Consider the following 12492-nt stretch of genomic DNA (forward strand, 5'->3'; position numbering starts at 1 on the left):
TTATGGAGAATTAGCTCAGCTGGGAGAGCATCTGCCTTACAAGCAGAGGGTCGGCGGTTCGAACCCGTCATTCTCCACCATTGATTTTAATTAAATATGCTGGAGGGGTAGCGAAGTGGCTAAACGCGGCGGACTGTAAATCCGCTCCTTCGGGTTCGGCAGTTCGAATCTGCCCCCCTCCACCATCTTAATGGGCTATAGCCAAGCGGTAAGGCAACGGACTTTGACTCCGTCACGCGCTGGTTCGAATCCAGCTAGCCCAGCCATAAGAGCCATTAGCTCAGTTGGTAGAGCATCTGACTTTTAATCAGAGGGTCAGAGGTTCGAATCCTCTATGGCTCACTCTTAACATCTTTCTTCGGAAAGATGTTTTTTTATGTTGTTTTATGTAAGCGGATACATTATTCTATAAATAACATGATAAAAAGAGGTGGATATATTAATGAAGAACATAGATATTATTGGGGCACCTTCGACATTTGGCCAAAGAAAATTAGGTGTGAATTTAGGTCCAGATGCTATAAGATATGCAGGATTACAGGAAAGATTAGAAAATTTAGGTATGAATGTTCAAGATATTGGCAATATAGACGTTCCTGCTATAGATTTGAAAAAGTTTAATTCTGAGCAACAAGGCTTGAGAAATTATGATGAAATTATAAGCGTCTCAAATGCACTTAGCGAAAAAGTTGAACAAACGATAGTAAATCATAGATTTCCATTAGTTTTAGGTGGAGATCATTCTATAGCGGTAGGTTCAATTTCTGGTATTAGTAAACACTATGAAAATCTTGGTTTAATTTGGTATGATGCTCATGGAGATTTGAATATACCTGAAGAGTCACCATCAGGAAATATACATGGGATGCTACTAAGAATATTATTAGGTGATGGTCCAAGTGATCTGTTAATTTAAATAATAGTCAACCTAAACTTAAACCTGAAAATATAGTTTTAATTGGGATGAGAGATTTGGATAAAGGTGAACGTGAGTATATCAAAGCACAAAACATTAAAACTTATACTATGGCAGATATAGATAAACTTGGAATCGAAACAGTTATTAATGATACTTTAAGTTATTTGAAATCAAGAAATGTTGATGGGTTACATTTATCATTAGATGTCGATGCCTTAGATCCAACTGAAACACCAGGAACAGGAACAAGAGTATTAGGTGGGTTAAGTTATAGAGAAAGCCATTTTGCTTTAGAATTACTTCATGAAAGTAATATGATTACATCAATGGATTTGGTTGAAGTTAATCCATTAATTGATTTATATAATAGTACAGCTGAACAAGCAGTTTCATTACTTGGGACATTTTTCGGAGAAACATTATTATAAAATAATTATTGCAACTTGCATGTGTTTTGACATGCAAGTTTTTTTCATTTTTCTCACCGTTCATATGACACGTGTTCTAATGATTGATATAATGGATGATATGGAAAATGTTATCGGAGGAGATGTTATGGATTTTTCCAATTTTTTTCAAAATTTCAGTACTTTGAAAGTCATAACTAGTGTCCTCGATTTATTGATTGTGTGGTATGTCCTTTACTTACTTATTACAGTTTTTAAAGGAACTAAGGCAATACAATTATTAAAAGGTATTGTTGTTATAGTAATCGGTCAACAAATCAGTAAAATGCTAAATTTGACTGCGACTTCTAAATTGTTCGATATCGTAATTCAATGGGGTGTACTTGCTTTAATAGTTATTTTCCAACCTGAGATTCGAAGGGCGCTTGAACAATTAGGTAGAGGAAGTTTCTTGAAACGTTATACAAATGCCTATACTAAAGATGAAGAGAAGTTAATCCAATCTGTATCTAAAGCGGTTCAGTATATGGCTAAGCGTCGTATAGGTGCGTTAATAGTGTTTGAGAAAGAGACAGGTTTACAGGATTATATTGAAACTGGAATTCCTATGGATTCTAAAATTTCTCAAGAATTATTAACCAATGTATTTATACCTAATACACCTTTACATGATGGTGCTATGATCATTCAAGGAACAAAAATAGCAGCAGCCGCTAGTTATTTACCTTTATCAGATAGTGTTAAAATTTCAAAAAGTTTAGGTACTAGACACAGAGCAGCAGTAGGTATTTCAGAAGTATCAGATGCTTTTACAGTTATTGTTTCTGAAGAGACAGGTGATGTGTCAGTAACATTTGATGGTAAACTAAGACGAGATATTTCAAATGAAGTGTTTGAAGAATTACTAGCTGAGCATTGGTTTGGCACACACTTTCAAAAGAAAGGTGTGAATTAATATGTTAGAGAGTAAGTGGGGGTTAAGATTCGTTGCACTTATTTTAGCAATATTTTTCTTCTTATCTGTTAATAATGTTTTTGGTAACATATTTAATTCAGATGATATTTCACAGAAATCAACAAAGACAATCCAAGATGTTCCAGTGGAAGTAGTTTATAACCATAAAGATTTACATGCAACTCATGTTCCAGATACTGTAGATGTGAACATTTCAGGGCCACAATCTAAATTATTAAAAATTGAAAGTCCAGATGACTTAAAAGTAGTGGTTGATTTATCTGGTGAAAAAGCTGATAAATATCATGAAAAATTCCAAGTTAAAGGAATAAGTAATGGTATTAATTACAATGTAAAACCTAAAGCAGCCAATATTACATTGGAAAAGAAAACGACTAAGACGATGCATGTTCAACCGGATGTAAGTCAAAGCGATATTTCAAATGAATATAAAATAGATAAACAACAAATTTCACCTGAGACAGTTAAAGTTACAGGTGGAGAAGAACAATTGAATCAAATTGCTTACTTAAAAGCAACATATAAAAATGCAACTAAGATTAGTAAAGATACGAAAGATGTTGCAGATGTTAATGCTTACGATAAAGATTTAAATAAATTAAACGTATCAATTAACCCAGGACAAGTTGATTTGAAAGTGTCTGTTAAGCCTTTTAGTAAAAAAGTTAAGGTTAATACTAAGACTACTGGAAATTTAGATGGTAATAAAAAAGTTGATCATATTAAAATAGATGATGATGAAGTAGAGATTTATGGTAGTAGAGAAGACTTACAGGGTATAGATAATATCACAGCTGAAGTTGATTTAGATCATATTTCAGAATCAACTGAAAAGACAGTGAAATTTAATTTGCCTAAGAATGTAAGTAAGGTTGAACCTGAAGAAACAAAGGCTTATATTACGGTTAAATAATTGAAAGAAATAAAAGGAGAGTAAATCATGGGAAAATATTTTGGTACTGACGGTGTCAGAGGTGTCGCAAACGAAGAGTTAACACCAGAACTAGCATTTAAATTAGGTAGATATGGTGGCTATGTACTAGCACATAATAAAGGTGAAAAAAATCCTAGGGTACTTGTAGGAAGGGATACAAGAGTCTCTGGTGAAATGTTAGAATCTGCATTAATTGCAGGGTTAATTTCTATTGGTGCAGAAGTCATGCGTTTAGGTATTATTTCTACTCCAGGTGTTGCATATTTAACTAGAGAAATGGACGCAGGACTAGGTGTTATGATTTCGGCATCACATAACCCAGTTGCTGATAATGGTATTAAATTCTTTGGTTCTGATGGATTTAAACTTTCTGATGATCAAGAAGAAGAAATAGAAGCACTATTAGATCAAGATGAACCAAGTCTTCCAAGACCAGTTGGTACTGATATCGTTCATTACTCAGATTATTTTGAAGGTGCACAAAAATATTTAAGTTATTTAAAATCAACAGTAGACGTGAATTTAGAAGGCATGAAAATAGTTTTAGATGGTGCCAATGGATCTACATCATCATTAGCACCATTCTTATTCGGTGATTTAGAGGCGGATACTGAAACAGTAGGCTGTAGTCCTGATGGCTATAATATCAATGAGGAATGTGGTTCTACACATCCTCAAGCACTTGCAGAAAAAGTACTTGAAACTGGAGCAGATTTTGGATTAGCATTTGATGGTGATGGTGACAGAATCATTGCTGTAGATGAAAAAGGACATATCGTTGATGGTGACCAAATTATGTTCATCATTGGCCAAGAAATGCACAAGAATCAAGAACTAAATAATAATATGATTGTTTCAACAGTTATGAGTAATTTAGGTTTCTATAAAGCATTAGAGAATGAAGGTATCCAATCTAATAAAACAAAAGTCGGCGATCGTTACGTGGTTGAAGAAATGAGACGTGGCAATTATAATCTTGGTGGCGAACAATCAGGTCATATTGTTTTAATGGATTATAATACAACAGGCGACGGATTATTAACAGGTGTGCAACTTGCAGCTATCGTTAAAATGTCAGGTAAATCATTGAGTGAATTAGTTTCACAAATGAAAACTTATCCGCAATCACTAATCAATGTGAGAGTAACTGATAAATATCGTGTTGAAGAAAATATTGATGTTAAAGAAGTAATGACTAAAGTTGAAGTGGAAATGAATGGTGAGGGTAGAATTTTAGTACGTCCTTCAGGTACAGAACCTTTAGTACGTGTGATGGTAGAAGCATCAACTGACGAAGATGCACAAAGATTTGCACAACAAATTGCCGATGTAGTCGAAGACAAGATGGGTTTAGATAAATAAATGATAAGAGCACATGTCACAAATTAAATGTGGCATGTGTTTTTTATATTACAAAAAGAACCAGAAACAGTAGTTTCTGGTTCTTTAAATATCTTATTTTGCAACTAGTTCATTATATTCTTTTTCAATTTCTTCAGCTAATGGTCCTTCAACTTTAGCATATGTTTGTAAGAAGGCTTTAATACCATTTTCATGAATATAATTATTTTTCTCAACTGTTTCTTGATCAGCTTTGTCGTCATATTTTAGAAGTAGGGCAGCTGCTTTAACCAAGCCATCTCTTTCTAAATTATGTTCATATAAATAATTCAATGGTTTGATGATACGATCTTTCGGTCCAATTTTACGTAGTGTTCCGCGACCTACGCGAGTAACTTCATCAGAAAGATGTGGGTTATTGAAACGTTCGATAATTTTTTCTACGTATTGTGATTGTTCAGTTTTAGTGAAATCAAATTCACGAGTAATATATTCGCTTGTTTCAGCTAATACACGTCTTAAACCTGCTTCAATCGTACTATCTTGAACGGCATCTAATACTGTTGCCTTATTATCATTATATCCTGCATATGCTAAAAATGCATGACCTGTATTTACTGTTAATAATTTTCTTTCGATATAAGGTGTTAGATCATCAACGTATTTAATATGATCTAACTCTTGACCATACCAAGCGTCTTTTTCGACTACCCACTCGAAGAACGGTTCTACCATAACATCTAAAATATTTTCATTTTTTTGTAATGGAACGATTCTATCAACTGCAGAGTTTGCAAAGTGAATATGATCGCCTAGAGGGCCAGTGATATCTAAGATAGCTTTTTTAAGTGTGTCTGTTGCCATTATTGCATTTTCACATGCAACGATATTAACATGATTTTCTTTTTCTTTTAAATATGGTGCAAATGATTTAGCGATAATTGGTAAGATATTAACACCAACTGCAGTAGTAATTAAATCAGCTTCTAAAATAGCTTGTTTTAATTCATCAGACGGTTTAGCTGAGTTAATCGCATCAACATTGTTCACACGTGTAGTTGTTTTAGACTCATCTGCTAAAATAACGTCGTATTCATGCTCTTTTTGTAAAGCATTAATAATGTCTTCGTTAACATCTGCAAATGTAACTTTAATATTATTATCTGCTAAGATATAACCAATAAAACCACGACCGATATTACCGGCACCAAAATGTACTGCTTTCATTATGCATCAGCCTCCTCAAAGACTTGTTTGATTTCGTCAGCAGATTTAGCATTGATAATACGCTCTACATTTTCTTCTTCACTGAAAGTAATCGCGATTTTAGATAATAGGTCTAAATGTTCTCCATCTTTACCAGCAATACCAACTACGACTTTAACTTCTTCGCCATTCCAATCTACGCCTTCAGGAATTTGTAATAAGCTTAATCCAGATTGGATAACGTTTCCTTTAGCTTCTTCAGTACCATGTGGTATAGCTAAGCCATTGCCCATAAATGTAGATACGACATCTTCACGATCTTTCATTGCTTGGATGTAGTTTTCTGTTACAGCACCACTATCTACTAAAGCTTGTCCTGCTTTTTCGATTGCTTCGTTTTGACTACCTACTGATACATTGATAAAGATATTTTCGTTACTGAATAATTCACTCATTGATTAATACACTCCTAAATTAATTGTTGTTTTATTTGTTTTAAAAATTGCTTTTCTAGTATGGTTTTAAATTCCTGTGGATTTTGCATAAAATCATCTAAGTTTTCCAAATGATCGCTAAGTGTTTCTGATATTGTACTAACTAGTTTTGTCATGATTGCATCTTCTGGAATAAACATACTTAACATATATTTAATTAAATGATTGTCATTTTGAACATTACTCAACACTATTGGTTCTTCCAAGGTCGTAATAAGGATACTAGGTTGTTTAAACATAGCATCTTTCATATGTGGAATTGCAATAGGGTAGGGTTGTAATATCCAACTTGGATTTTCCTCTAACCGCTGTTGTAATTGTTCAGCGAATGAATGACCATCTTCAATGATATGTTGACTTACTAAGTAATCAGCTAAATGTTGTTTCCAATTTTTAACTGATTTATATTCTATTTTCACTGAATCAACTAATTTTAAACCTGCGCGCATGGTTTCTAAAATATCTTCTGAGGATGCTTTTTGAGTCTCCACATCCTTCTCTTTTACCACCTGATGTGATTCTTTGGTATTTAAAAATGACGCCACATAACCGATATCTGAATCAGGAAGTAGGGGATTCACTGTTAAAAATGGTCTATCGATATCTAAATTAACTGTCGATATTATGCCATCATAACTAGATAAATCTAATACATTTAAATCACTTACAGATGCTTGGGTAATACGTTCAATTTCACTAAATACTTGTTCAAGACGAGTTGCTAATAAACGACTAGTCCCAATACCGCTACTACAAACAACTAGAATGTTTAGAAATTGATGTCCTTGATTTTTGATAGATCCTCCAAAATGAAGCACGATAAAGGCGACTTCACTTTCAGGGAATATCAAATCTGGCCAAACGATGCGTAACGCCTTACTCACATTATCAAATAGTCTTGGATATTTGTACTTAATCATATCGGTTAACGGGTTGTAAGTTTCAATATTTGATTCTAAGCGATTGATAGCTGGATTAATATGCAATGATAAACCATTTATTAAAGTATCTTTATCATCAAAGTATTGGCCTGAAATCTCTTCTACTGACTGTATAAAAGATTTAATTTTTTGTTCGCTTTTTTTATCTTCAAATAATGAATCTTTAGTATCTTTACGTTTTGAACCGCGCAAATGAATGGTAATAAATGTGATTTCAGCTTGGTTAAATTGAACATCGTATAAGTATTCTAAATGTTTGGCGATTTCACTAGCAATTTCATGTTCAAACGTATCTTTTACAGATTGATAAATGTCATCATTAAGTGATACATATTCGTTGTTTTGCATTCTTGTAATACTTAAAACGATATGAACAGTTAGTGTTAAATAGCTAGATTCAGTCAATGAATAGGGAAGTTGCCCTAAATAATCCATTAAAATTCTCTCAACTTTAAATATTCTATCTAAATCCACAAGTGATTGCTGAGATTGATGTAATGATTGGTAAACAAAGTGGTTTTCGATTACTGAATACACACTTGTACTATTTAAGTTATTCACCATTAATTGACTTAAGAACTCTCTTTTTTTAGATTCAGTGCCGTTTAAAATAACACCTTCGCCACGTTTACGTGTTAATGATAATTGATATAATGATAAATCTTGTTCTAATTCATCTAGCAATTTGGTTAACGACTGAATGGATACGCCAATTTCTTGAGCTAGACTATATTGTTTAACAGCATGCTTAGACTGTATAAGAGCATATAGAATAATAACTTTTTGCTCTTCTACTGATAAATCGAGCGTTTGCTGCTGAGTCATTTCAAGTTTTAATGCTTGAATATTTTGGTTAAGTCCTTTTAAGCGTATTCCTTTTTTATTTACACGTTCTAATTCTATAGAGAAAGTATCAATATAAGATTCAACATGTTTTAATTCTCTATGAATAGTACGAGAGGACACTGCCAGTTGCTGAGCAATGTCGTATATAGTGACATATTGACCGTGATACTTGATTAATAGTTCTATAATCTCTTTTTCACGTGTACTCAATAACATGGCGGTATCCTCCATTTAATATTTATTTAAAATTATTGTTCTTCTTTTTTAAGGTTATTTAATAACTCTTCATATCTAGGTGAATTTAAGAAATTATCAACTGAAATATGAATTGCATTTGGTACTTGTTTGATAGCACGATCAGTTAACGTTTTTTGAGTGATAACTAATTGAGCATCGTTAGGTAATTGGTTAATAGCTGTATTTGTCACATTTACATCAGAAATGCCAGCTTTTTTAAATTTATTTCTTAACATACTAGCACCCATTGCACTAGAACCCATACCTGCATCACAAGCAAAGATAACATGGTTAACGTTACTATAATCATGAGCATCTACATCTTCAGTATTATAGTTATCTAATAATTGATCAGCGTCGTCTTCAGTATTATTAGATTCTTCTGTTGATGTAGCACCTGCAGTTGCACTAGCTTCTTGATTATTTTCTTTACTGCTTAATTTTGAAGATACACTTGACTTTTTACCTTTAGTAGCTTCCATTTGAGCAGTAGCTGACTCTAAATCTTGTTTAGGTTCTTTTGTAAACTTAAGAATAATTGCTGAAACTGCGAATGATACTAATGTTGCTAACACCACACCTAATAACATGTGAAGAAATTCTCCTCTAGGTGCGTTAATACAATAAACGATGAATGATCCTGGAGATGCAGGGCTTTTGAATCCGAATCCAGTTGCTTGGTATGTTGCAACGCCTGTCATACCACCTAAAATAACTGAGATGAATAACATAGGTCTCATTAATACATATGGGAAGTAAATTTCATGAATACCACCTAAGAAGTGGATAATTCCTGCACCATATGATGTTGCTTTTGCAGTACCTTTACCAAAAATCATGTATGCAAGTAACACACCGAAACCTGGTCCAGGGTTTGATTCGATTGCGTATAAAACAGATTGACCTGCTGTAGCAGCTTGGTCTGCACCAAGTGGTGTGAATACACCATGGTTTATAGCGTTATTTAAGAATACGATTTTAGCTGGCTCAACAATAATACTTACGATTGGTAATAAGTGAGCGTGAACTAAAGCTTCAACTGCAACAGATAAAATGTGCATGATGAATTTCATAATTGGAGCTAAAATTTCAAAACTTAGAATTGTCATGATGAAACCTAAGATACCGGCTGAGAAGTTATTGAATAACATCTCGAAACCTTTTGGTGTTCTAGGTTGAATGATTTCATCTGTTTTCTTCATTAACCAACCAACTAATGGTCCCATAATCATAGCGCCTAATAGCATTGGTGTATCTGGTAATGCAACGATAACCCCCATAGTTGAAGTTGCAGCGATAATACCACCACGTAATCCATGAATTAAACGACCACCACTAAATGCAATTAATAATGGAATTAAGAATTTAATCATTGGATCGGCTAATTGAGCTAAATCTTTATTTGGTAACCAACCATTGTCGATAAAAATTGCAGCGATAAATCCCCAAGCGATGAATGCTCCAATATTTGGCATAATCATACTACTAAGGAAAGAACCGAATGCTTGAACTTTACGGCCGAAACCTTTTTTCTCTTGTGTTTGTGCCATTTCTACACCTCTTTTTAAATTAGTATTTTGACTATATATATTGTAAATCTAAGAAGGTCATTACTACAATAAGAACAAAATTCGAATTTGTCATATAAATCGTGACAACAATAATTCTATTATATATAGGTAAAGAGAATGTAAATATACAGTTTGTTAACAATTAAATTCATATGCAATTTACGCTAGGAATTTTTTACAAAAAGCTTGTGAAAATATTTGCAATTGAGTAAATTGTCATTGTACAATAGGTTTTAATGGGAAGGAGGATAGAAGATAAATATTACAAAGCGCCTGTGCAAGTTGTTGTTATAATGCAATAATTAAGAATTTAATTCAAATGTTGAAATTCTTATAGCTTATATGCACATCTTGTAGACGAGGAGGATAGTGATCGAAAAGATCGGCGGATGCTATCCCGGATGTGGCTCATTCGTTAGCTTATTAAGTAAAACAATAGGGCAACCTATTGGACAAAGTTAATAAGATCGCCAGTAAATATTATATAAAATGAAAGACGTTAGAATGTTAAGTGTGATAAAATATCACGCTTATTTTCAAGTGGGTTCAAATACTTTTTTGTGTCACTTGTTGTATCGAAATAATAATGATAGAAGATTACTAAACTAAATTATGGGTAATAAATCATTGTTACTAACGTTATTTCAATAATTGGAGGAAAAATAAATATGTGCGGAATAGTAGGATATATTGGCTACGATAATGCCAAGGAATTATTATTAAAAGGATTAGAAAAATTAGAATATAGAGGTTATGATTCAGCAGGTGTAGCTGTTGCAAATGAATCAGGTACTAAAGTATTTAAAGAAAAAGGACGTATCGCAGAATTACGAAAAGTAGCTGATAGTAGCGATATTGATGGTACTGTTGGAATCGGTCACACTCGTTGGGCAACTCACGGTGTTCCAAATTATGAAAACTCTCATCCACATCAATCAACAACTGGTCGTTTTACACTTGTACATAACGGTGTAATTGAAAACTATGAAGAATTAAGAAGTGAATACTTAAGCGATGTTAAGTTTGTTTCTGAGACAGATACAGAAGTTATTGTTCAATTAGTTGAATATTTCTCTAAACAAGGTTTCGAAACAGAAGACGCATTTACAAAAGTAGTCTCATTATTACATGGTTCTTATGCGTTAGGTTTGTTAGATGAAGAAGATAAAGACACAATGTTTGTTGCTAAAAACAAATCTCCATTATTAATTGGAGTTGGTGATGGCTTTAACGTTATTGCTTCAGATGCGTTAGCAATGTTACAAGCAACAAATGAATATAAAGAAATTCATGACCATGAAATCGTTATTGTAAAACGTGACGAAGTGATTATTAAAGATGCTAATGGTCAAGTTCAAGAACGTGAAAAATACACTGCTGAAATTGATGCTTCAGATGCTGAAAAAGGTGTTTATGATCACTACATGTTAAAAGAAATTCATGAACAACCAGCAGTTATGCGTCGTATTATTCAAGAATACCAAGATAATGAAGGTAACTTGAAAATTGATGAAGATATTATCAATGATGTTTCACAAGCGGATCGTATCTATATTATTGCTGCAGGTACTAGTTATCATGCAGGATTAGTAGGTAAAGAATTCTTAGAAAAATGGTCTGGTGTTCCAACAGAAGTACATGTGGCATCTGAGTTTGTATACAACATGCCTTTATTATCTGAAAAACCACTATTCATATATATCTCACAATCTGGTGAAACTGCAGATAGTCGTGCAGTATTAGTTGAAACTAAAAAGTTAGGTCATAAAGCATTAACAATTACGAACGTGCCTGGTTCTACATTATCTCGTGAAGCAGACCATACTTTATTATTACATGCTGGTCCAGAAATAGCTGTAGCTTCTACAAAAGCATATACAGCACAAATAGCAGTATTATCTATTTTAGCTCAAATCGTTGCTAAAACACATGGTCGTGAAGCGGATATCGATTTATTGAGAGAATTAGCTAAAGTGACTACTGCAATCGAAACAATCGTAGACGATGCACCAGTAATGGAAAAAATTGCTACTGATTTCCTTGAAACAACTAGAAATGCATTCTTTATTGGTCGTACAATTGATTATAATGTCAGCCAAGAAGGTGCATTAAAACTTAAAGAAATTTCATATATTCAAGCAGAAGGCTTTGCTGGTGGGGAATTAAAACACGGTACAATTGCCTTAATTGAAGATCGTACACCAGTGATTGCACTAGCAACACAAGAAAATGTGAACTTATCTATCCGTGGTAATGTTAAAGAAGTTGCAGCACGCGGTGCAAGTACATGTATTATATCTATGGAAGGTCTAGATAAAGAAGATGATACTTACGTGATTCCTCACGTACATGAATTATTAACACCATTAGTTTCTGTAGTTGCACTACAATTGATTTCTTATTATGCTGCATTACACAGAGATCTTGATGTTGATAAACCACGTAACTTAGCTAAATCAGTAACAGTTGAATAATCATTTAGATAAATTGAAATAATTATAAAACATACTTGATAACCTCTTTTTAGTCAATATTAACTGAGAAGGGGTTATTTTTATTGCACTTTTATTCAATTAATGACAAAATTTTAAGTAATATATCATTACGTTATGGAGGATAA

The 12492-nt window shown here is 33.2% G+C and carries 8 protein-coding genes, 4 tRNA genes and 1 pseudogene; 9 read left to right on the plus strand and 4 right to left on the minus strand.

Annotated elements, in window-relative coordinates:
• Positions 1-4 precede the first annotated feature (4 nt).
• From AC2D8K_RS09665 to glmM, 8 genes and pseudogenes are all read left to right on the plus strand, one after another.
• A tRNA-Val gene (locus AC2D8K_RS09665) sits at positions 5-80 on the plus strand.
• Between the two features lie 21 nt (positions 81-101).
• Positions 102-185, plus strand: a tRNA-Tyr gene (locus tag AC2D8K_RS09670).
• A 6-nt stretch (positions 186-191) separates the two neighbouring features.
• Positions 192-266, plus strand: a tRNA-Gln gene (locus tag AC2D8K_RS09675).
• 3 nt (positions 267-269) lie between these two features.
• Positions 270-342 (plus strand) — tRNA-Lys (locus AC2D8K_RS09680).
• Between the two features lie 100 nt (positions 343-442).
• Positions 443-1347: pseudogene (rocF, locus tag AC2D8K_RS09685) on the plus strand (arginase).
• Positions 1348-1474: 127 nt separating this feature from the next.
• Complete coding sequence (gene cdaA / locus AC2D8K_RS09690; RefSeq protein ID WP_002451707.1) at positions 1475-2281, plus strand: diadenylate cyclase CdaA; 807 nt, start codon at positions 1475-1477, stop codon at positions 2279-2281.
• 1 nt (position 2282) lies between these two features.
• A complete protein-coding gene (locus AC2D8K_RS09695) occupies positions 2283-3215 on the plus strand; it encodes a CdaR family protein (RefSeq protein ID WP_484698562.1) in 933 nt (310 codons plus the stop codon).
• A gap of 27 nt (positions 3216-3242) precedes the next feature.
• Positions 3243-4598: a phosphoglucosamine mutase gene (glmM, locus tag AC2D8K_RS09700; protein ID WP_002451705.1), complete on the plus strand. Its 1356-nt coding sequence runs from the start codon at positions 3243-3245 to the stop codon at positions 4596-4598.
• A 93-nt stretch (positions 4599-4691) separates the two neighbouring features.
• Here glmM and AC2D8K_RS09705 read toward each other — a convergent pair whose 3' ends face one another.
• From AC2D8K_RS09705 to AC2D8K_RS09720, 4 genes are read right to left on the minus strand one after another with little or no spacing between them, the layout of a single operon-like run.
• Entirely contained in the window at positions 4692-5804 is a 1113-nt protein-coding gene (locus AC2D8K_RS09705; RefSeq protein ID WP_002451704.1) for a mannitol-1-phosphate 5-dehydrogenase, read from the minus strand.
• Entirely contained in the window at positions 5804-6238 is a 435-nt protein-coding gene (locus tag AC2D8K_RS09710) for a PTS mannitol transporter subunit IIA (protein ID WP_002451703.1), read from the minus strand. The genes AC2D8K_RS09705 and AC2D8K_RS09710 overlap by 1 nt, the downstream gene beginning before the upstream one ends.
• 14 nt (positions 6239-6252) lie before the next feature.
• Positions 6253-8280 (minus strand): BglG family transcription antiterminator, encoded by a 2028-nt coding sequence (locus tag AC2D8K_RS09715; RefSeq protein WP_484698565.1) that lies wholly within the window; start codon positions 8278-8280, stop codon positions 6253-6255.
• A 32-nt stretch (positions 8281-8312) separates the two neighbouring features.
• Complete coding sequence (locus AC2D8K_RS09720) at positions 8313-9851, minus strand: PTS mannitol transporter subunit IIBC (RefSeq protein WP_002451701.1); 1539 nt, start codon at positions 9849-9851, stop codon at positions 8313-8315.
• 689 nt (positions 9852-10540) lie between these two features.
• Here AC2D8K_RS09720 and glmS point away from each other — a divergent pair.
• Positions 10541-12346, plus strand: a complete 1806-nt coding sequence (gene glmS / locus AC2D8K_RS09725) for a glutamine--fructose-6-phosphate transaminase (isomerizing) (protein ID WP_002451700.1) — start codon at positions 10541-10543, stop codon at positions 12344-12346.
• Positions 12347-12492 lie beyond the last annotated feature (146 nt).

This window comes from Staphylococcus sp. 510, from assembly GCF_057219715.1.